This is a genomic window from Pseudomonadota bacterium (genome assembly GCA_026390555.1).
In the GTDB taxonomy this organism is placed as follows: domain Bacteria; phylum Bdellovibrionota_C; class UBA2361; order UBA2361; family OMII01; genus OMII01.
The window spans coordinates 103695-125270 of the sequence record JAPLFS010000035.1 but is presented as its reverse complement, the minus strand read 5'-3'; the positions used below and the strand labels follow the sequence as shown (position 1 = coordinate 125270).

Sequence of the window (21576 nt, the reverse complement as noted above, 5' to 3'; positions counted from 1 at the left end):
GGTTATGGTGTGGGTGGATTGAATGTTACGCAAAGCGGTATTTACAGGAGAGGCACACCCACTCAGCCAGGTTTTGGAATTTCTAAATCTGGAACTAACCTGTATAATGTTAGGTATGGCAATCTTAGGTTTCCGATAAGATGGTAAGTCTCTAGTTCCGTTGTTTCAAGCTTGTAACAACCCTGGGGCGACATCTCATCATAAGGTTTATACCTTCGATGTCGCCCCCACCTTTTTTATAACATCCCCCTACAATCAAAGTAGACCGCACCCCCTGGTATGGCTATAACGAATGCTACAGTCATATAAAACGCGCTACAAAGGAGACTATGGATTCTTCAAAGATAGAGACATTTATGCAGCTTGCTGGACAAGCAACGAGAGCACAGCTTCAAAGCGGAGATCCAAAGACCCGCGCTCTCGGTGCTCAACTGCTCCTCTCGGAGGTGCTTGAGTATGTTATCCACGGACTAGGTGTTATACCGAGCTTTGCAGGTACCCCTATTACAGCACCAGACTCCCTGAGCTATGAGGCGCTACATGAACCCAATACAGAAGAGATGGTGGACGGTCTAGCCGATGTTGCATATACCATGTACTGGAACGCCTGCGCATTTGGCGTGCCGCTTGAAGATGCCTTTAATTTGGTATGTGATAATAATCTTGAGAAATTTGTCAAACTCTCTGACTGGAAAACCGTTGCGCGCGAACTTGAGAGCCACGAGTGGCACTGTGGTCTTGATGTTATCTGGCCCCCAGAGGTAGTGCGGGTTGAGGTTCTTAAGATCTCAGGGGATTTCTTCGCTGTCGGTAAGGACACGCGCGGCAAGGTGCGTAAGCCCTCCACATATAAGCCGGTCGATCTCTCTCAGCTCGTAGCAAACTCATAGTACAACATGAAACTATGTCGATTCGGCGAGATAGGCTCAGAAAAACCGGCGGTGCTTGTAACCTCTGGGTCAATTGAGCAACGACTAGATGTGTCGGCGTTCTGCACCGACTTTAACGAGGAGTTCTTTGATAAAGATGGAGTAGCCCGTCTTACAGAGTGGCTTTTGCTAAATGGCGCATCAGCTCCGCGCGTACCCCAAACGGCTCGCATAGCTCCCCCCATAGCACGACCCAGTAAGATACTCTGCGTTGGCCTTAATTACCGCGCACATGCCGAGGAAACCTCCTCGCCGCTACCCACAGAGCCTATGATATTCTCTAAGGCTACAACGGCTATGTGCGGAGCAACCGATCAGATACGGCTCCCAAGGGGCGGAGCAAAAACTGATTGGGAGGTTGAGTTGGCTGTGGTGGTCGGAACACGCGCCTCATATATCAGTGTCGCAGATGCAAGCAAACACATAGCAGGTTACTGCATTATGAACGACATCAGCGAGCGTGCCTTTCAGAAGGAACGGGGTGGGCAGTTTATTAAGGGCAAGAGTTGCGACACATTTGCGCCGTTTGGCCCATATCTACTTAGCAGTGATGAGCTAACCACGACGGAGGATCTACACCTCTGGCTCTCGCTGAACGGTGAAATCTGTCAGGATGGATCTACTCGCGATATGCTCTTTTTCTTCCCGGCGATGTTATCAGCACCGGCACCCCTGCAGGTGTTGGAGCCGGAAGATCTCCACCGCGCTTTCTTACTACGGGAGATGTAATAGAATACGGGGTAGAGGGGCTCGGTATCTGTAAGAACTCTATTATTTAACGGATATCGCAATGTCCTCACTACAGATCTCTCCACATACTGTTTTAGTGCACGGTCTTGGCAGAACACGTTACGATATGTTCCTGCTTGCTCGCCGGCTACGCAGACTTATCCCAGAGACCACCGTTCACACCTTTGGATACGCCTCACGACACCTTACTATCTCGCAAGCAGCAGAGCAGCTCGATTCATTTATCGCTAAGATCGCACAGGGTGCACCGGTTTCATTCGTTGCGCACTCGCTAGGTGGTATAGTTGTCCGAGCTCTGGACTCTTATGATACAATATCGGCTCCACTGCACCGCCTTGTAACGCTCGGCTCGCCTCATAACGGGGCAACGATAGCGCGCATTCTTAAAAACTACTCTGCCATGCGTTCGCTCTTTGGCCCGGCTCTCTCTGAACTAGGGGATCTGACCCTCTCCAAGCGATCTAATCACATTGAAATAGGGTGCGTGATCGGATCGTTACATTCAGTATGGGGCGCACTCTCAATCTTTAGTGAGGATAACGATGGGCTCGTTCTTGTAAGAGAGGCGCACCTAGAGGGTTGCCAAGGCGAGATTATAATCCCTATTTTTCATGGGGTCTTTCCATTCAGCCGCAGAGCAGCCGACCTTTCGGCTAGCTTTTTACGCACAGGCTTGTTTCTGCCGCCGCAGAACAGCGCCGTTTAAAATAAGTAGTAGTAACATAGCCCACGGCAACCATACGAAATGGTGCTGGGCATGCCCTGTCTGCGTCCCTACTACTAGAGCGGCTATTTGAAGCAGCCCGATCAAGATAAGCATACTAAAAGTAGCTACCCTTCTAGAATAGCTTATAGCATCACAAACAAGAGCGATCTGGCAGATTACAAGCAGCGAGTGATCGTAGAGCCAACCATAACTTCCGGTAGTTAAAGAGAGGCATAAGAGCGTTGGAGCCACTACGCTCCAGTTGATCGGCCCCCTATAGCGGTAGAAAAACATAATAGTAAGGATAAAGCTTACCATAGGCACCACCCACATAGGCCACTCCGGAGTGGCGCCTGTAACTGAGCTTACGGAGATCCTTACTAGGGTGGAGATCGTAGTGGTTTGCCACTCCGTCAGCGGAACTGCTCCAGAATAAGCGGGGGGAGTTGTAATCGCTACAATCCACCAGGCGAGGGCTTGCGGCCAGAGAAGCGCCGTTATTCCTATAAGAATAGAGAATCCCCCTATAACTCCACAGAGAAATGAGCGCCTTGCATCTCTTGAAAGTTGCCAGAGCCATATAGCCGCTGGAATAACAAAGAGAAAGAAGAGGTGTGACTTAAATGTCAGGGGCAGCAGAGCTATACCAGCGCTAAAAAACATGCGTCGTCTTTCAAAAAGAAGAAAGAGAACAGAGGCCGCTGTCATTATAATGCTTAATTGCCCCCACTGTAGGCACTCAAGCATCGGATAAAAGCAGATCGTTACCACGGCGCTTACTAGCAAGTTAGGTCTAGTTTTACCTAGAGCAACGGGCGTAAGCACGGCTATCAAGCAGACAAGCAAGATTGCACCCAGAGAGAACGCCAGTGCCGCTTTAGAAAAGGGAAGCCACAGGATTGGCGACATCAAGAGTACGGTCCAGGGGGGATTCCACATCATGGTTGTCACCTCCGCTTTTTGGCCAACCGTCTGCTGTATCGCATTCATAAGGCCGGCATCGTAGGGATTCAATCCCTCTTGCAAGAGCTGCCATGCTGCCCAGTACTGTACGAAGTCCTCCGTTCCTGGCTCTCCTAAAGTGAAATCAACCGTGTTGAAAATTACGCTGAGCATCAGAGATAAAAGGGCTACAACGAATAAATCTATAATAACGGCCCTACGCATGCACATCTCTATGATTAGCTTTAACGATATCTAGCGCTATCCTTCTATTACCACCGCGCAACATGCTGAACTAGTAGTCTTTTTTAAACCTGCAAAGGACTTGACGATGACACGATAACCTTACAGGATAAGGGCTTAATTACGCTCTGTATTAATGAGCGTGGCCGTAGTAACCACATAGGGAGCACAGGATGTCAGAGCCAGTTCGAGAACTAGCACCGCGCGAGGTTCCGCAACAACAGGACATTCCGACCCTGATGGCTCAGATTAGAGAGCGCATCAAGAGCGATATCGAGCGCAATCTCGACAGCAGATCTGGGATCTCCCGTGCTACCGCCCGCTTTGCAGATGAGCGCGGCATCAGTTTTGGTGATATGCAGCTCTCTGAAGAGCTTAAGTTCCTAAATCGCTCCTTCTCATACCAGGATTTAATCAGCAGGGATCGCGTTACAACTCACCGCACTGGCCTGCTCGGGCGTTTGCTTGTCAAAGTTAAGGGACGTTTGGTCGAGTTTGTACGCAAGGTTGCACTTAAAGATTACCTACAGGCCGAAGAGGGCTTTAATATCAACCTCGTGCGCTTTCTCAATGATATGGCGCGCTACATCGACGCGCGCGATACAAACGGACTATCAGCTCTAGCACGCGTCGATGATGAGAAGTCCCTTGCGATCCTAACCGCAGGACGTCAGCTACGCGAACTAAGAGAATCGTTTGAAGAGCGCCTTAAAACAACAGATGCCTTAGTGCGCGGACTTGAGGGCATGATCAACAATATTAAGACCTATATTGATCCTAGTCCACCGCTAGCTTCAGAGAAGTTACAAACAACCCCTGCCCTTAAAGCAGACACCTCCTACCTATTGTTTGAGAATCGTTTTCGCGGCAGCAAGGATGAGATAGCGCGACGACTTGCTATATATCCCGAGATCTTTAAGAACGCTCAAGCACCGGTGCTTGAAATTGGCTCCGGTCGTGGAGAACTGCAACAACTCTTCAAGCAGGAGGGAATTACATCCTACGGAGTAGACCTTGATGTTGTTATGGTCAACGTAGCGAACTCCTTGGGCTGCACTACCCAATATGGAGACGCAATAGCGCATCTACGCGGCCTTGCAGATCGCTCGCTCGGCGGGCTTGTTGCAATTCAACTTGTAGAGCATCTGACCCATGCACACCTTAAGGAGCTCTTTGAACTCACAAAGAAAAAACTCAGATCTGGAGCCAAGGTTGCATTTGAAACGATAAACCCTCAATCAGTACTGGCGCTCTCTTCAAACTACTTTCGCGATCCGACTCATATCTGGCCGCTGCATCCGGATACGCTTGCATACATGGCAACACTGGCAGGGCTCAAGATTATCGAGACAAAGATGTTATCCCCCGTCTCTCCAAATCAGCTTCTGAAAGAGATCCCCTCCGATTCAAGCCATACCCATGCCGTTGCGGATGCAGTGAGCAAAATCAACGTGAGCTTTCAGCAACTCAATCGGTTGCTCTATGGCTATCAAGACTACTGTCTGATCCTTGAGGTTCTGTAGTCATGGCTAAGATCCTAGTCCTTGGAGTCAAGGTGCCCTTTACGCATGGCGGACAGGAGGTGCTCGTAGCGAGTTTGATTAAAAAGCTGCGCGAACGTGGACATGAGGTAGACCAGATCGAGCTACCCTTTAATCCACTTCCTAAGGAAAGCCTACTCACTCAAGCCGCTATGTGGCGCGCCCTTGACCTCTCTGAATTTTGTGGACAGCCGATTGACCTCGTTATTGCGACAAAATTTCCTAGCTACTTCGCACGCCATCCCCGTAAAAGCGTATGGCTCGTGCATCAGCTCCGTTCGATCTACGACCTTTACGGTGGTCAATACTCAGATATAGGGGACGATCCACGCGATGAAACGTTGCGCCGACTTCTTAACGATGGAGACAATAAGGTGCTGGCTGAATGCAAGTTTATTTCTGCTATCTCTAAAAACGTAGCCGAAAGACTCGCAGCATTTAATGGCCTCTCGGCAACCGTACTCTACCCCCCACTCCCCCTTGGCGATCGCTACCGTACGCAAGCGCCGGAACCATACGTACTCTCGGTAGGGCGAATCTGCAGAATAAAACGGCTCGACCTGATGATTAACGCCCTGGCTCTTACCCCTAAACTCTCACTCAAGGTAGTCGGAGTAGTCGATGACCCGCAAGCGATGGAGTATTTTAATAATATTATCAAGCAACATGGGCTCGAATCTAGGATAGAGCTGCTCGGGCGGGTGGACGATGATGAGCTTGTCTCGCTCTACTCCAAGGCTCTAGGCGTTTTTTACGCTCCCTACAACGAAGATTACGGCTATGTAACCCTGGAGGCGCTGGCAAGCAGTAAGCCTGTCGTAACAGCAAAGGATAGCGGCGGAACGTTAGAGTTTATCCGTGATGGTGAAAACGGATTTATAGTTGATCCAACCCCTGCTGCAGTAGCTGCAGCTTTTAATACATTAGTCGCAGATCCGGAGCTCTCGCAACGACTCGGCTCAGCGGGACGCCGTATGATTGAGAGCTCAGGGATGCTCTCGGCTGGCTGGGATAGTGTGATTGAGGGGCTGCTCTCGCCCCTCTCTATACAGGAGGCCACACAGGCCGCACCACAAGCAGTCGGTGCATAGTGGCAGATGGTATGGAAGCACACAGTATGGCAGCACCCCGTAGCCTTCGTATCGCATGGTTTAGCGACCTTACAGATGCGGGGGGGATCTCCTCCTACTGCTCAAAGCTCTTGCTTCCAATACTTGCAAAGGAGCATCAGATTGAGCTCTTCTCAGAATCCTTTGCGACAACGCTCCTTGGATTACCAAACCATCACTATCTGAAAGCCTACCGCTGTCACCGCGAGCAACCGTTCGATATCTTCTTCTATCAGTTAGAAGACGGAGTCACTGCGCGCTTTGTGCGTACCTATCTCGGCATAATGCCCGGTATTACCTGGGTGCACGACCTCTTTCTCTCTGACCTTGGGGCCGAGGCTACGCATAATAGCCCGTGGGAGCACTCCATTGAGCAGTTCTATAATAACTCCCTCCCATTCGCTGCTCGCTCGATTTCACGCCATAAGTTATGGCCACGCGCTTATCGAGAGGCAGCTCTATCTCCAATAGATCTCTTCAGCTCACGCTGGGCGCTCAATGAGTTCTCCAGCATGATAAGCAGTAGAATTGAGGCTGAGCCCGGTGCTCATCGTGCTGAGTATCTTGCGATCCCTATATCGTGCGCAGGTATCGCAGCACCTCCACAACACACCCCGCTCTCATTTGCGGCCGTATGCGGGCCTGACCTAGATGGTCGTGCTCATAAGTTCCTGCCAGCCCTTAAGGGATTAGGATCCCCGTGGCAACTTACCTGGCTGATTGACCCTGCAGAGCAATCTGCCGCTGAGATCCTGATACGTGAATTTTCAGTTGTAGATCAGGTTACCTTGGTGCTTGGGCGTAGCCCCGAAAAATGGAGCACGATTCTTAGCTCTTCGCATGTGGCGATTCACCTAAGCTCAACTCCGTTTGGCCATCTGGGGCCGTATCTTCAACTAGCTCTTGGTTCCGGTCGCCTAGCGATCGTATCGGATACATTTCACGGTGAAGAGATCCCAAACACCTCTGCCTTTAAGATAACACCAGGGATCCATGAATACGCCCAGATATCGGGTGTATTTGAAGCCATTCAAAAAACGCAGCTACGCGCATTAACCCTTCCTGCTCAAAAGATGGTGGCCAGTGAGAACGATCCGGAAAAAATAGCACTTTGCCTTTCAAAGATATTTCAGGAATCCGCACCCCAGATGGCCATTATAATGCAAAGGTGGCAGGAGCTATATGAAAGCGCACATGTAGCGCTATTGGCTGAGGTTAAGGAGTTGGCGTCTTCCTCAGAACTTAACGATATCGATGTGTATAAAGAGCTTCTCTCGCAATCGTTTCTGGAACTGGGGTGGGACTCCTAGAACCGAACTACTTACGCTGCTCCATCGGAATATACTCCGAGAGCTGGGCTCCGGTATAGATCTGACGGGGGCGGTTGATCTTGTTACCAACCTCCTGGCTATATTCCTTAGCATGCGCAATCCAGCCGGGAAGACGTCCGAGTGCAAACATTACTGTAAATGCCCGTGTTGGAATTCCCATCGCCTTGTAGATAATACCGCTATAGAAATCCACGTTAGGATAGAGCTTGCGCTCAACGAAATATGGATCCTTAAGAGCAGCCTCCTCAAGCTCCTTGGCAAGGTCTAGCAGAGGATCAGAGATCTTCATCCTAGTTAACAGCTTATCGCAGGCAGCTTTGAGAATATTGGCCCGCGGATCGAAGTTTTTGTACACGCGGTGACCGAATCCCATTAATTTAAAGGTGCTATTCTTATCCTTTGCCTTATCGATATATCTCTTAACCCCACCACCATCGTCGCGCATCTGGGTTAACATATCGATAACCTCTTCGTTTGCTCCTCCGTGGCGCGGGCCCCACAACGCACAGATACCGGCCGTAATGGAGGCAAATATGTTGGCCTTACTGCTACTCACCATGCGCACGGTAGAGGTCGAACAGTTCTGTTCATGATCAGCATGCAAAATCAGCAGCAGATTAAGGGTCTCAGTCATAACTGGATCAACATCATAATGTTCAGCAGGTGTTGAGAACATCATATGTAGAAAGTTCTCACAGTAGCTCATATGATTTTGAGGATACATTAAGGGCTGGCCGATCGACTTTTTATAGGCACTTGCTGCAATAGTTGGCAGCTTAGCAAGAAGTCTAATGGAGTTTAGCGCAAACTTCTCGGCTTCAGGACGAGACTCCTCATGTTGATAAAACGTAGAGAGCGAAGAGACTACCGACGCAAGGATCGCCATCGGATGGGCATCGCGCGGGAATCCATCATAGAAGCGCTTAATGTCCTCATGAATCATAGTGTGGCGACGAACGCGATTGGTAAAGGAATCGAGCTCCTCACGCGTAGGAAGCTTACCCTCAATGAGGAGATAGGAGGTCTCAAGGAAGGAGGATCTCTCGGCGAGCACCTCAATTGGGATTCCACGGTAACGAAGAATACCCTTCTCACCATCGATAAAGGTGATCGCGCTCGAACACGCCCCGGTGTTCATATATCCGTTATCGAGGGTGATGTATCCCGTCTTGCCACGCAGGCTAGACACGTCGATCCCCTTTTCGTTCTCACTCCCCACAATTACTGGAAGCTCAATCGTTTGTCCTGCAAGTTTAAGCTCAGCTATCTCGGACATCACTATTTCTCCTTAATCACCGTTTCAAAATTGCAGCCCGTTGTAAATATTAGACTCTGGATCTAGCTAAAAAGGTCCAACTATTAAGATTTACAGGAAAACTATCGCCATGCGTATAGTACATTAACAATTGATATGCAGCATCAGATCATAGCTGTAACGCTACCACATAAGATCAATCGAGCCCTGGGCGAACCGCTGTTCTAATTTACTACCGTACATTTCACTGACATTATTATTTTCATTCAGAAAACCCCGCTTTTTGTCGAAAGATCCCGTGTATAATGAATCAAGGGTTACGAAGATCCTATGCCTACAATACCAAACCTTCTCAGGGCCGTTGGCCTTTCGTTCGGGGCTATTTACCTCAGCGCTTGTGCTTATCTACGAATTGACCCCGACCACTTCCTTATTCGTAGCGATATTATTCAATCAGTAGAGCAGGAACGTGAGATCCTCTCACGTGCCAAGGTTGGATGGACCGAGAACGGAGCCGTACGTGTGCTCTACGTTTCTGGTACCCCCTACGAGCGCGGTTACCAACACGGGGTGCTACTGCGTGAGGAGGTACAAGAGAACCTCCTTGCTCTGTACAAAGGGGTGCTCAGTAAATTTAGATTCGAAGAGCTTTTAGAAGAGAGCTACGAGCGTCAACGCCCATTTATTCCGCAGGAATATATCGATGAGATGCATGGTCTCGCACACGGCGCACGAATTCCTCTTAAGATAGTTCACGCTATTCATGCACTCCCAGAGATAACTGAGTGGGGTGGTAAGAAGAAACTTAAGAAGGTCATTAAAGATATGATGGATGGGGTCTACGGCACCTCCTGCAGCAACTTTACGGCAGGCACAAACACCACGACCGATGGCACGCTGTATACGGTACGGGTTCTTGACTGGGGGCTACACAAGATTTCCAAGCTACATGAATATCCCCTCCTAACTGTAAATGTTCCTGAAAAGGGCCTCTCCTCGGTAAACATTGGCTGGGCCGGCTTTCTTGGCGCAGTGTCAGGTATGAACGAGGAACAGATTACGCTAGGCGAGATGGGCTACGGGGATCCGGAGGGGGAAACTATGCGCGGCAAGCCGATGCCGTTTCTCTTGCGCGATGTTCTTACCTACGCCAAGAACCTTAAAGATGTGCGCAAAATTATCGTTGAGAGCGTTGCAACGAACTCGTTTGTATTTCTTATGAGTGATGGTAAAAATAATACTGCGGAGCTTTATCTAAGGGATAGAAACCGCTTTGAGGTTCATCATTCCGGTCATGAGATAAAGGACACGAATAAAACCTTTCCTGCCATTAATGGGATGCTCTATGGAGGGCACTACGGCGAGAAGATGACTAAGATCCTCTCTGAAAAACGGGGAGCTCTTACCCCTAAAAACATTATGGAGGAGGTTATTCCATTTATAGCGATGCCCTCAAATTTTCAGAACGTGCTCTATGATCCGACACACCTGCAACTCTGGTTCAATAACGCTAAGAGCCCCTCAGAGCGGGCCGCCGAGCAGCCCTATACACACTTTGATTTCGGTGCAGGCCTGGCAGATTTTAAGCACGCTACCTGTCCTTAATCGACTAACGCACACCTCGGGATAATACAGCGGCACCCTGCGGCTCTGCGGATGAAAGCCGGGTGCTCGCTTCGGCAGCAGAGTCATCTGTCTCGAGACCTTTTAAGGCCGCCACCCAATAGTGCTCCTGCTCTACCTGCTGAATCTCACCGCTCTCTTCACTATCAAAGATCCACTCAACAGCTGAGCCAACCTCTGCTAGCCCCTCAGCTACTAGGTTAATGGGGGTTTGCAAGATCCTAAACGGAGCGACCTTCCAGTTCCAGGAGTCCTTGAAATGCTTATAATAGAAATTGAGGGCCTCCTGCTCTACGTATGGAAAGGGGAATATTCCCGGCCCCTCCTTGCTGGGCGGAATAATTGATATAGTTTGCGTAAAGAGCACCCCAACATAGTGATCAGCGCAGAGAAAGATCGTTTCAGGACGCCCGATCTGTTCACGCAACTTCATGCCATAGGTAAAGGGCACGGTTCGATCAAAGATGCCGAGGATTAGCAGCGTATCCCTACTATCAAGATAGCGCGCCGTATTCTTTGGGTCGGTGCGGAGCTGCTTGCGTAGCGCCTCAAAGAACTGGTCCTCGCTAAATCCCTTACTTTTACTAACCTCTTGGACGTATTTAGCTATACGAGCCTGGTTAGAATCACGAAATAGGTCGACCAGATCCGTGCCTCCCATAACTAGCACATTATATTTAAGTCGATCATCAACCCCAGCCGTCAGCGCTACATTAATCGCGCCGCGACTGATACCGAACGTGCCAAATTTCTGCTTGCCGTACTCATTTTCAAAAAAATCAAGCGCCAATCGGTCACGAATGATACCGGAGCGCAGGAGATCTTCGAGTTGGTCAAATTTTTGTGGATCCTTGAATTCATTATTACGATGCACTATCGCCGCATCGAATCCTGATTCAGCAAAGTATTTCGCGATATGATTCTCAATAACGTTCTTTCCTCCAAGCACCGGAAAGACAAGTACGAGGGAGTCGCTCTTCTCCTGCGTCTGAAAATAGTCGACAACGATCGGACCCGCATACGATTCAATCGTGATATGCTTAATGGTGTACTGTTTAGTGCTCCCCTTTATCTCCTCTCTAAAAGACTCGTAAGAATGTTCAGGAGCGTAGTACTGCTCCATCGCTACCGGTCGTACTGGAGGCCCCTCGTATAAGGAGTTTCCCGAGATACGAAAGCAGGCCGAAAAGCAGAGGGATAAAGAGAGTACAAACGCTTGCAACAGATAGGGGCTGCGCCTACGCGCACCCTGACCCAGCCTAGCCATAGCTCCGAAAGCAGATAAGTTCATATGAGACGTGTAAACAGGCAGCCGGTCTATAGGCAGGGGCATCTTTGAAACAACCACCTCTATTAAGATGACTTAGAGGGCCTAGAGACTCTCGAATATTCCGTAGGCATCCATACACATATCCTCTTGATTCCGCTCTATATTCTCTAGCTAGGCTGTGCTGCTCTAGTGCTGTGCTGCTCCTAGTGTTAGTATCCCGCAGCGCAAAGATATTAAAGGTTTACTCGTGATGTATCGCCCCAGTCAGACCCTGCTCAACAGGTCTCTTCTCACCCTAGCAACCATCGTTTTAATCAGACTCATAACCCTCGGACTCCCAGACCTACTGGATTCTACCGAGGGGCGCTACGCCTCAATCGCCAAATTAATGTTGGACCGTGATGACTGGGTCACCCCATGGATTAATTTTCATGGTGAAGAGAAGCCGTACCTAGGCAAGCCCCCCCTGCACTTCTGGTTAATGGATATAAGTTACTTAACGTTCGGCTTAAATAACTTTAGCGCCAGACTTCCCAGTTTTATAAGTGCCGTCGGCATCGGAGTTTTACTTGCTACCCTTTCAGCCACCCTCTTTGGAGGCGCTGCCGCATACCTGGCAACCCTTATCTTTGCCTCCTCCACTATTATATTCTTCCTCTCCGGTGCAGCCGTACTCGATATAACCCTAACATTCGGCATCACGATGGCGCTGGTGAGTTTCCTGCTAGCCGATCGATCTCGCTACTGGGGCTACCTCTTTTTTATCGGCCTTGGACTTGGCGTGCTGGTTAAGGGGCCAATAGCGGTGATCCTGGCTGGATGCACGATTTCACCCTGGCTGCTGATTCGCCGTTGGGGCACCGGTCATTGGCCCCCCCAGTTACGTTCGCTGCCGTGGATTATCGGCCCCCTGCTTTTCTTAGCGACAACTCTTCCGTGGTATCTCTGGGCTGAACATAGAAACCCTGGGTTTTTAAAGTATTTTTTCTGGAACGAGAACTTTGGACGCTTCTTCTCTAAGGAGTACGGCGACGAATACGGCGTAGGACATCAGCAACCGGTCGGTGTCGCCTGGCTTATGATGCTTCCAGCCCTCTTCCCATGGTCGTTTATCCTGATTGCGTTGCTAGTCGCGCTCCGCAAGCAGCTCTTTACACGCGCCACGCTTACTGCCCTAAAGCATGACCCCATACTACTATATGCTCTAATCTGGGCTATAAGTTGCCCGGCGCTACTTACCGCGGCTCGTCAATATACGGCAACCTATGTAGTTCCATCGATACCGGGCTTTGCGCTGCTAGCAGTTGTATTGTGGCGACGTCAGGCTGAAGGATCTGAATTAACGGGTGCTGCAACTACAAAGATCCTTAAGTGGGCTTATCTACTCTTAGCAGTAACTCTTATGATCTTACCGATAGTTCTGATCTTAAAGTACGATTCCGATAGGAGCTCTGCTGTGGCCGGTTTTATAGCTGGAGCGTTGCTGCTTGCCTTAGGTATCAAAACCTCCGTGCTAGAAAAACCGATTGCAGCCTTAACCCGTATAACTATCTACAGCGCTATCCTCTACGGTTTTGCAACCTTGTGCTTAGATAACAATCTCTCGAACAATCGATCCTCTCTCAGTGTCCTAACATTAGCAAGCTCACTTGCAAAACCGGACAGTACCTTGAGCGTTGGATTCCCCTTTTATTTCCCCTTCTCAGCTACGTTCTACGGCCCACTGATGACCTCGCCCAATATTACTATCGTTCAGCTAGACGATGAGCAGGTACTTGTTCCCCCAACAGATCTGATCGCTGTACGAAAGAGAAATGAAGCCACGCTACTGGAGCTAGACCCAGCAAAGCAGAAGCTTGCTGAAGTTGGCCAGTGGCGAATATATCGGGGCTCTGGAAGTAATATTAAGAACTAGGTAACTAGTCAGAATAAACTAAGGACGATTGCACACGATTGAGTTGCTGCTATTCGCCGGCATCGCTGTGCTTGCTGTCGCCCTGGGCAGCGGGCTCTTCCCTGGGGGACTCCTCTCTGGGCGCACTTTCGGCGGGCTGCGCATCGTCGCTCCATAGAGAGAAGCGGGTCGAGTAGCGTGGATCATCAAAGATTACCTGCACACCACAGCGATTTCTCATGTTTACAAAGATCGGTGCCTTAAGATTTGCCGTTGTCATGCGGGGATCCGGGCGGACCGTAACGATTATCAGGATAGCGTACTCGTCGTCCTCACGGAAATCACCGTCCTTGTCATTGATCGGTGGCTTGACGTCGAACTGCTGTCCGAACTCAAAACCATCAACTACGACAAAAGCTAGGTTAGGATCATCTACGGCATGCAACCATGAAAAGGGGTGCTTATGCTCAAGCATGACGTAACGGGTGGCCTCGGGAAACCCGATCACTCCGGACGGAATCTCGATAATGCTGGCTGCGGGGACCTGCATCTCTCCAAAGCGCGAGCTCATGAAGATAATCATCTCTTTGTTTTTTTCCAACTCCTCGCTGTTCATCACTCTTTGCCCCCCTCATGCTGAGGACGACCTCTAAAGTTCTCTGTATTGTCCCCGGGTGTCTTTGTGTGTTTTTTGTGACTTTCCACAAAGGCATCCTTACTCTGATCTTTACCTCTGCTATCAGTCACCACCCTTTTGGTAGACTTCAGAGATCCTCCCTCATACGACTCTGCACCAGATCTCCCCTTCCAACCACCAGTCAACTGATCAAGGGCATTACCACTCATAACCCCCTCGGCAGCCGTGCGATTTTCTTCTAGGATCTGCATGTAGATCTCTTCGCGATAAATTCTCAGATCAGTAGGAGCATCAATTCCAACTCGTATCTGATTACCCTTAATCTCAACTATCGTGATCTTTACAGAATCACCGATATAGAGACTCTCTCCCGGTTTCCGTGTCAAAATTAACATATCGTATTCGCCTTCCTTGGCCTAACTACTCGGTTCTAACTACTTATGATGACTCTTGCTTATATTTAGCACTAACTGATTGATAGCTTAGCCGCAACATAAAAAATCTAAGGATCCTAAGTAATTAGCCCATCTTAAGCAACCAGTGTTTGATTATTGGCAGATTTAATACTCCCTGCTAGCCCTCGAGAAGGCGCTTAAGCAGCGCTTCCGTTGCACTCACATCGTCTTTGTGAACAGTCTCAATAACTGTGTGTAGATGTCTGGTTGGAACGGAGAGCGTGATCGTTTTCACCCCGCTACGGGATCGTTGAATGGCTCCCGCATCGGTGCCTCCACGGGGCAGAATCTCAAGTTGATATTTAATTCTATTTTTCTTTGAGAGCGCCACGCACCTGTCGACCAACTCACGGTGACAGATAACTGAACCATCGAGCACCTTAATCCCTACCCCCTTTCCAAGTGAGGTAACTCGCAGCTCCCCAGGAACCCCTGGTGTATCAGAGGCAACCGTTGTGTCGAGCGCTATACCGATATGGGGCTCAATTCCGTAGGTGCTGGTAAACGCCCCGCGTAGCCCGACCTCCTCCTGCACCGTAAACACACCATATATATCGTGCTTAGGGCTTTTCTTTAGGGCCTGCAACGCCCTAATACCGATATACACCTGCACCCGATTGTCGAGGCATTTGCCACTGGCATACTCGCCAAATTCAACAAAGGGCGCGTCCAGCGTAACCATATCGCCGATCTCAACCCGTTTCTTTACCGTCTTGGCGGGCAGTCCGAGGTCAACATAAAAATCCGAGATCTCTTTGTAAACGCGGCGCTCCTCAGGGGTTAAGATATGTAGCGCCTTGCCAGTTGCCGTTAGAACGCCCCGCAACGGCCCGTTCTTGGTATGCACGATAACGCGCCGCGCAAAGAGGTTCCTGGTATCGAAGCCCCCAACCTCCTGCAATCTAACGAAACCGAGATCATCTACGTAGCTGGCATAAAAGCCGATCTCATCCATATGTGCGGCGAACATAACGCGCCGCCTCCGAAAGTTCGCGTAAAAGCTGCATAATCGTTCCTTTGGGTTTGATAACTATATTAAAGATGCTTAGATGATAGGGTGTGGGTTCTTGACCCCCCTGTTATAAATAGCACAGGGAGGCCTCGACCTCATGCCCTATAACCCTGTTTCCTATAGCCCTGTTTAAACACAACGCACATCTGATTATGAAAAGAATAGTACTATTTCTACTCACAAACATCCTGATAGTTTTTACCTTAAATATCCTCATCTCTGTGCTCGGTATCGGTCACTATATGACCGCTCAGGGCATCAGTTATCCGGACCTCGCGGCGTTCTGCTTGGTATGGGGTATGACCGGCTCCTTTATATCGCTGGCGCTCTCAAAGGTGAGTGCCAAGTGGATGATGAAGATTCAGGTAGTCGAGAAGAGCTCCCCTGAGCTCGGATGGCTCGTCTCCATGATAGAGCAGCTCTCGCGCAAGGCTGGACTCCCCGTTACACCAGAGATCGGCATCTACGAGAGCCCAGAGGTCAACGCATTTGCAACCGGCCCATCTAAGCGGCGCTCACTCGTCGCCTTCTCAACTGGGCTGCTACAATCCATGGATCGTAACGAGATCGAGGGGGTTGCTGGCCACGAGATAGCGCACATCGCTAACGGCGATATGGTTACAATGACCCTGCTCCAGGGTGTGGTAAACGCCTTCGTTATGTTCTTTGCGCGCATTGCAGCGTGGGCCATCTCTCAGAATGTGCGTGAAGAGAGCCGCCACTCCGTTCAGTTTATGACAACTATGGTGCTTGAGATCCTGCTCGGAATACTTGGTATGTTGGTTATCTGCGCCTTCTCTCGTCATAGAGAGTTCCGTGCCGATAAGGGTGGTGCAGAGTATGCTGGCAAATACGATATGATCGCCGCCCTGAAACGGCTCTCCATGAACAAACAGAGATTTGATAAGGAGCCCGCCCTTGCAACCCTTAAGATAGCGGGTGGTGTTGGTCGATTCTTCGCCACGCATCCCCCACTTGAGGATCGTATTAAGGCGCTGCAGGCTGCTCAATAAGGAAGGCAAAAGCAGCAGTATCGCAACAGCAGTGGCGCATCGATAAATCCGGTGCGCCACTGCGTTAATGAGAAGGGTACCGTTACGAACCCTTCTTACTATCTAGTACTGAGTTCCAGGCAGCAACTTTATCCTTCACCTTTGTCTCGGCGAAGAGCGTTGTTGTATCGCCCTTAATCGTAATCTTTTCGATCTTGTCGCCCTGCTTAAGGGTATCGACAACCTTCTGCCCACTTATCACCTTGCCGAATACAGAGTGCTTGCCATCAAGCCACGGAGTTGGCACATGGGTGATAAAGAACTGACTACCGTTGGTTCCTGGACCAGAGTTAGCCATCGAGAGGACCCCGGGAGTATCGTGCTTGAGGGAGGAGTCAAACTCGTCCTCAAATTTGTACCCTGGTCCACCTGAACCGGTCGCCGTTGGATCACCCCCCTGAACCATAAAGTTCGGGATAATGCGATGAAACGTAACGCCGTTATAAAAACCTTTCTGCGCTAAGTTTACAAAGTTTGCGACGGTCACCGGAGTTTTGTCCGGTGTCAGTTCAATCTCGATCTTACCCCTGCTGGTCTCGATCTCAGCGCTCAGCTTCTCTGCTGATGCTGATGCCACTGACGCCAGGCCAATAAAGACCCCTGCGATTGAAAGTAAGGAAAAAAGCATGTTTCTCTCCATAAGCTACCCCATAGTATTTTGATGTTCCTCGCCTACCTCCCCGCTCTGTAACGAGCGTGGTTGGGCCTGCCAGGAAACCTATTCTGTGCCGGTCTAGATACCTGAACCGGCCCAAAAGCGCCATGCTTTTGCTGAGTACCCTCACTTTATCATTTGTCCTTCGTAGTCTTTTCTGTTATCTCCAAGATACGCATACGGGGGCCTACTGTTCTGATAGCAATGCGCCGTAAATCTATACTGATTGGGTCTAACTATTCGATAACCTCCCCACGATAATTAACCGTAAACTTAATGAGATTAGTTGACGCTATGAAAAATCTATTCCGCACACGACTTTCAACCCTTGCTATCACACTGGGTTGCCTTCTAGTTTCCCCGGCTCTTCCAGCCAATGCAGATATCTCCGAAAAGGACTTCTCAAGCTCAATTGAAAAATACCTTCAATCCGATGTTGGCCTTGAGAAGATCGGCACCGCTCTTGAGAAGTACTTTCAGAAGAAGCAGCTTGACGCTGCAAAGAAGCAGCAAGAGCAGGAGCAGGCAGCGTTAGAGGACCAGTACAAGAACCCTGTAAAGGTAGATATCGGAACAAGCCCGGTAAAGGGACCTGCTAACGCAAGGGTAACGATCATTGAATTCTCGGATTTCGAATGTCCGTACTGTAAGCGTGGATATGAGACCATGGAAGCTGTAATGAAGGCTTATCCAAAGGATGTTAAGATTGCGTTTAAGCACTATCCACTTCCATTCCACAAAGAGGCTACACCTGCAGCAAAAGCGACCTGGGCAGCTCAGCAGCAGGGTAAGTTTTGGGAGTTCCACGATGCGCTCTTTAACAATCAGGAGAGCCTTGGTTCAGAGTTCTACCTTGCTACAGCCAAGCAGTTAAACCTCGATCTGAAAAAGTTTGAGGCCGATATGAACTCAGAAGCAGCAACTAAGTACGTAGCTGCTGATACAGAGATCGGAGCAAAGAACGGAATTCAGGGAACACCTGGATTCTTCGTTAACGGAGTTGCAGTAAAGGGTGCATACCCTCCAGAGCACTTTAAGACCATTATTGATCGTTTGTTAAACGGTGCTGCTAAGTAGTTACCAGCACTACGCTCTGTAGAACGTAAAAAAAGGGGGGCCTAACACGCCCCCCTTTTTTATTGAGCATTTGTTCTATCGATTACTCCGCTCTATTTTGTACCTATTATTTAAATGTGCTAATATTCATGGACTGCTTAGATTTATATCGGTAAATCAGCCGGTTACAATCGCTGCGCCATCGCTGCATCATGGCAAACCATAGCAAACGCCTAGCCATTGCTGTTTTTTAAGAGCTTTCACATGTCTTCAGAGAGTAGTTCTACACGAAAATGCTTTGGAATAGTTGTAAGCGGTGGCCCCGCGCCGGGCATTAACTCCGTCATCAGCTCGAGCGTAATCGAAGCAAACAATAGGGGCTACGTCGTTAAGGGCCTCGTTAACGGATTCCGCGACATTACAATGGGGGAGCCGAATGCGGTGATCAATCTCTCATCGGATATGGTCAGTAATATCTACAACAAAGGTGGATCGATCTTAGGCACCTCACGTTTTAATCCTCTTAAGGACCGCGAACATCTCGATAAGTTCCTATCAGGGCTTAAGCAGAACAACATAGATAAGTTGATCGTAATCGGAGGAGAGGGCTCCGCCTATCTAAGCCTAAAGCTCTCACAGGCGGTCCCAGAGCTTTCAATCGTGCATGTACCAAAGACGATTGATAACGATCTTATCCTTCCTAACAAATATCCAAGTTTTGGCTTTGAAACCGCGCTGCACGCTGGAACTAAGATCGTAGAAACCCTACGTGAAGATGCAAAGACCTGTCGACGTTGGTTTCTTGCGACCACGATGGGGCGAAAAGCTGGCTTCCTGGCCCTCAGTATCGGTCTGGCCTCTGGCGCCACCTCCACCCTTATCCCTGAGGAGTTTACAGGATTCTCACCGACACCAGCCGATATCGCTGCGATCGTATTCTCAACGATCAGGAAACGTCTTTCAATGGGCAAGAACTACGGCGTTATCGTGCTGGCTGAGGGCATCCTGGATTGCCTTAACCCTGGCCAAAGCGAGCTGCTACAGAAAGCGGTGCGTGACGACATGGGGCGTATCAGATATTCGCAGGTAGAGCTTGGGGATGTGATTCTTCCGCACCTAAGGGATCTGCTCAAGGCAGCCAATCTGGATGTGCATATAATCACAAAGAACATCGGATATGAGCTGCGCTGCTGCGATCCGCTCTCATTTGATATCGAGTATACTAAGTTTCTCGGATACGGCGCCGTTCAACATATCCTGGGGGGCAACAGCGGAATCATGGTAACCAGAGACTTCGACAAGCTCGGATTTCTCCCACTTGAGGGTATGGCCGGCGCAGATGGTATCATTAAATCGCGTGGCGTTGACCTCTCATCAGACCTATATCGGGTCGCGCGCAGCTTTATGATTCGATAAGCTCTCTCGCTCTAGATGACACTCGCTGAATGGTGCACTTCGTGGCATATATGCTCATAGACCTTATTTGCTAGGAGAATAGGTGCTTCTTCGCGGTACAGCTATAGTTTCAGTACTTACTCTGCTCAGTCGCCTACTGGGATTCGTGCGCGATCTACTGATTGCACGACTGCTCGGCGCTTCGCTCTATGCCGATGCATTCTTTGTGGCCTTTCGCATACCTAATTTACTGCGCAGCTTTGTGGCAGAGGGCGCGCTCACCTCAGCCTTTGTTCCGGTATTCTCCTCAAGCCTTGCCAAAGATAAGCAGGAGGCCTTTAGTGCCTTTAGGCGCGTGCTTGGCTTCCTCCTTATGCTCACAATCCTACTGAGCATCTTTGGCATACTTTACGCCCCTGATGTTGTGCTCCTACTGGCCCCAGGCTTCTCTGAAGATCCTGGCAAGTATCAGCTCTGCATCACATTGACCAAGATAATGCTGCCCTACATCGCCTGCGTTAGTGTAATTGCGATGATTAATGCGGCCCTGAATTCTTTGCATATCTTTGGGGCCTCCGCCTGGGCACAGGTTACGATGAACGGTGTGCTAATTATCGGCGCATTGTGTGCCATGGTCTTTGAGCCTGAACGGGCCACTATCATCCTCGCCTACTCGGTGCTGGTTGGTGGAGTCGTTCAGATCATAGTGCAAATTCCAAGCTGCCTGCGCGCCGGTCTTTCGCTACGTCCCTCATTTAATATCATACGGCGAGATGTGGGCGAGGTGGTGCGCTTGATGATTCCAGCGACGATTGGTGCCTCGGTTTATCAGATCACTATCTTTATCGCTACGTTGTTGGCCTCGTTACTGCCATCGGGTAGCGTCTCGTGGCTCTTTTATGCCGATCGTATCGCGCAGTTTCCGATAGGGATCTTTTCGGTGGCGCTAGCATCCGTACTTCTACCAGCCCTTTCAACAGCCTCGGCCAACGCCGATTCAGATCGTTTTCGACGAAGCCTCGCTGATTCCCTTAGGTATACAAGCTTTATCATTATTCCGATGGCGAGCGGCATCTGGGTACTCGCTCTTCCTATAACAGAGCTCCTCTTTGAAAGGGGCGCTTTTTCGCACGAATCGAGCCTTATGACGAGTTACGCCCTTAAGGCCCTCGCTTTGGGGCTTTGGGCCACGAGTTGTTACTCCATGATAGTGCGCGCTTTTATTGCGCGCAAAGATACAATCACTCCGACCTTAATCGGACTTGCTTCGCTCATGGTAAGCGTTGTCGCCTCACTTTTACTAATGGGGCCAATTGCGAATCAGGGGGGTGCTATCGTTACTACCTTATCCCTCCTGCAGATGAAGCTCTATACCGTACTGCCGTGGCATACAGGGCTAGGACATCGTGGACTTGCGCTAGCATCTTCGATCGCAGCCTGCGCTTCACTACTGCTAGTGCTCAGTATGTTTACGTTACGAATCGGTAGGTTTCCTTGGAGAGTGTTTCTACTCTCGACCGTGCGCGCGCTGGTAGCATCAGTTATTATGATCATATTCCTTGAAATGCTCACTGCTCAGTGCGGCTCGGCCTTAATCGCCTGCGCTGTTGCAATTCCTGCTGGATGTATAACTTATGGCCTAGCGTGCCTAATATTACGATCACCTGAGCTCTCTGAGAGCTTGGCGCTTATACGGAGATTATCTTCGAGAGCGTAGCCGC

At 49.7% G+C, this 21576-nt stretch carries 18 protein-coding genes and 1 pseudogene; 12 read left to right on the top strand and 7 right to left on the bottom strand.

Translation table 11 applies throughout. From position 1 onward, the window contains the following. Positions 1-329 precede the first annotated feature (329 nt). From NTV65_05390 to NTV65_05380, 3 genes and pseudogenes are all read left to right on the top strand, one after another. Entirely contained in the window at positions 330-890 is a 561-nt protein-coding gene (locus NTV65_05390; GenBank protein MCX6114636.1) for a hypothetical protein, read from the top strand. A 6-nt stretch (positions 891-896) separates the two neighbouring features. Further along, positions 897-1708: pseudogene (locus tag NTV65_05385) on the top strand (fumarylacetoacetate hydrolase family protein). A gap of 11 nt (positions 1709-1719) precedes the next feature. After that, positions 1720-2385, top strand: coding sequence for an alpha/beta fold hydrolase (locus tag NTV65_05380; protein MCX6114635.1), 666 nt, complete (start codon positions 1720-1722; stop codon positions 2383-2385). Here NTV65_05380 and NTV65_05375 read toward each other — a convergent pair. Next, positions 2341-3552: a glycosyltransferase family 87 protein gene (locus NTV65_05375; protein ID MCX6114634.1), complete on the bottom strand. Its 1212-nt coding sequence runs from the start codon at positions 3550-3552 to the stop codon at positions 2341-2343. The two genes, NTV65_05380 and NTV65_05375, sit on opposite strands and share 45 nt — an antisense overlap. A gap of 191 nt (positions 3553-3743) precedes the next feature. On the opposite strand from NTV65_05375, the gene NTV65_05370 reads away from it, so the two are divergent. Genes NTV65_05370 through NTV65_05360 form a run of 3 tightly spaced genes read left to right on the top strand, consistent with a single transcriptional unit; the run spans position 3744 to position 7530 of the window. After that, a complete protein-coding gene (locus NTV65_05370) occupies positions 3744-5093 on the top strand; it encodes a methyltransferase domain-containing protein (GenBank protein MCX6114633.1) in 1350 nt (449 codons plus the stop codon). Positions 5094-5095: 2 nt separating this feature from the next. Continuing rightward, positions 5096-6202 carry a glycosyltransferase family 4 protein gene (locus tag NTV65_05365; GenBank protein MCX6114632.1) on the top strand — a complete coding sequence of 369 codons (1107 nt, stop codon included), beginning with the start codon at positions 5096-5098 and terminating at the stop codon, positions 6200-6202. Between the two features lie 11 nt (positions 6203-6213). Then, positions 6214-7530, top strand: a complete 1317-nt coding sequence (locus NTV65_05360; protein MCX6114631.1) for a hypothetical protein — start codon at positions 6214-6216, stop codon at positions 7528-7530. A 7-nt stretch (positions 7531-7537) separates the two neighbouring features. On the opposite strand, the gene NTV65_05355 is transcribed toward NTV65_05360, so the two are convergent. Further along, positions 7538-8827 (bottom strand): citrate synthase, encoded by a 1290-nt coding sequence (locus tag NTV65_05355; protein ID MCX6114630.1) that lies wholly within the window; start codon positions 8825-8827, stop codon positions 7538-7540. Positions 8828-9136: 309 nt separating this feature from the next. On the opposite strand from NTV65_05355, the gene NTV65_05350 reads away from it, so the two are divergent. Then, the gene (locus NTV65_05350) at positions 9137-10411 is read left to right on the top strand and encodes a C45 family autoproteolytic acyltransferase/hydrolase (GenBank protein MCX6114629.1); all 1275 of its coding nucleotides are present in this window, start codon (positions 9137-9139) and stop codon (positions 10409-10411) included. A gap of 4 nt (positions 10412-10415) precedes the next feature. Here NTV65_05350 and NTV65_05345 read toward each other — a convergent pair whose 3' ends face one another. Next, positions 10416-11696, bottom strand: coding sequence for a hypothetical protein (locus NTV65_05345; GenBank protein ID MCX6114628.1), 1281 nt, complete (start codon positions 11694-11696; stop codon positions 10416-10418). A gap of 253 nt (positions 11697-11949) precedes the next feature. On the opposite strand from NTV65_05345, the gene NTV65_05340 reads away from it, so the two are divergent. Next, positions 11950-13614, top strand: a complete 1665-nt coding sequence (locus NTV65_05340; protein MCX6114627.1) for a glycosyltransferase family 39 protein — start codon at positions 11950-11952, stop codon at positions 13612-13614. A 49-nt stretch (positions 13615-13663) separates the two neighbouring features. Here NTV65_05340 and fliW read toward each other — a convergent pair whose 3' ends face one another. The 3 genes from fliW to NTV65_05325 form a co-directional block, all read right to left on the bottom strand. Beyond that, positions 13664-14209 (bottom strand): flagellar assembly protein FliW, encoded by a 546-nt coding sequence (gene fliW, locus NTV65_05335; protein ID MCX6114626.1) that lies wholly within the window; start codon positions 14207-14209, stop codon positions 13664-13666. Beyond that, positions 14209-14625 (bottom strand): carbon storage regulator CsrA, encoded by a 417-nt coding sequence (gene csrA / locus NTV65_05330; GenBank protein ID MCX6114625.1) that lies wholly within the window; start codon positions 14623-14625, stop codon positions 14209-14211. The genes fliW and csrA overlap by 1 nt, the downstream gene beginning before the upstream one ends. 178 nt (positions 14626-14803) lie before the next feature. After that, complete coding sequence (locus NTV65_05325; protein ID MCX6114624.1) at positions 14804-15655, bottom strand: M20/M25/M40 family metallo-hydrolase; 852 nt, start codon at positions 15653-15655, stop codon at positions 14804-14806. 188 nt (positions 15656-15843) lie between these two features. Here NTV65_05325 and htpX point away from each other — a divergent pair, with 188 nt between their 5' ends. Beyond that, complete coding sequence (htpX, locus tag NTV65_05320) at positions 15844-16710, top strand: protease HtpX (protein ID MCX6114623.1); 867 nt, start codon at positions 15844-15846, stop codon at positions 16708-16710. 82 nt (positions 16711-16792) lie between these two features. On the opposite strand, the gene NTV65_05315 is transcribed toward htpX, so the two are convergent. Further along, complete coding sequence (locus NTV65_05315; protein MCX6114622.1) at positions 16793-17389, bottom strand: peptidylprolyl isomerase; 597 nt, start codon at positions 17387-17389, stop codon at positions 16793-16795. A 309-nt stretch (positions 17390-17698) separates the two neighbouring features. Between NTV65_05315 and NTV65_05310 the strand changes: the two genes are divergently transcribed. The 3 genes from NTV65_05310 (at position 17699) to murJ (ending at position 21572) form a co-directional block, all read left to right on the top strand. Then, positions 17699-18481, top strand: coding sequence for a DsbA family protein (locus tag NTV65_05310; protein ID MCX6114621.1), 783 nt, complete (start codon positions 17699-17701; stop codon positions 18479-18481). 243 nt (positions 18482-18724) lie between these two features. Further along, positions 18725-19876, top strand: coding sequence for a 6-phosphofructokinase (locus tag NTV65_05305; protein MCX6114620.1), 1152 nt, complete (start codon positions 18725-18727; stop codon positions 19874-19876). A gap of 82 nt (positions 19877-19958) precedes the next feature. Continuing rightward, positions 19959-21572 carry a murein biosynthesis integral membrane protein MurJ gene (gene murJ / locus NTV65_05300; GenBank protein ID MCX6114619.1) on the top strand — a complete coding sequence of 538 codons (1614 nt, stop codon included), beginning with the start codon at positions 19959-19961 and terminating at the stop codon, positions 21570-21572. Positions 21573-21576: the final 4 nt, after the last annotated feature.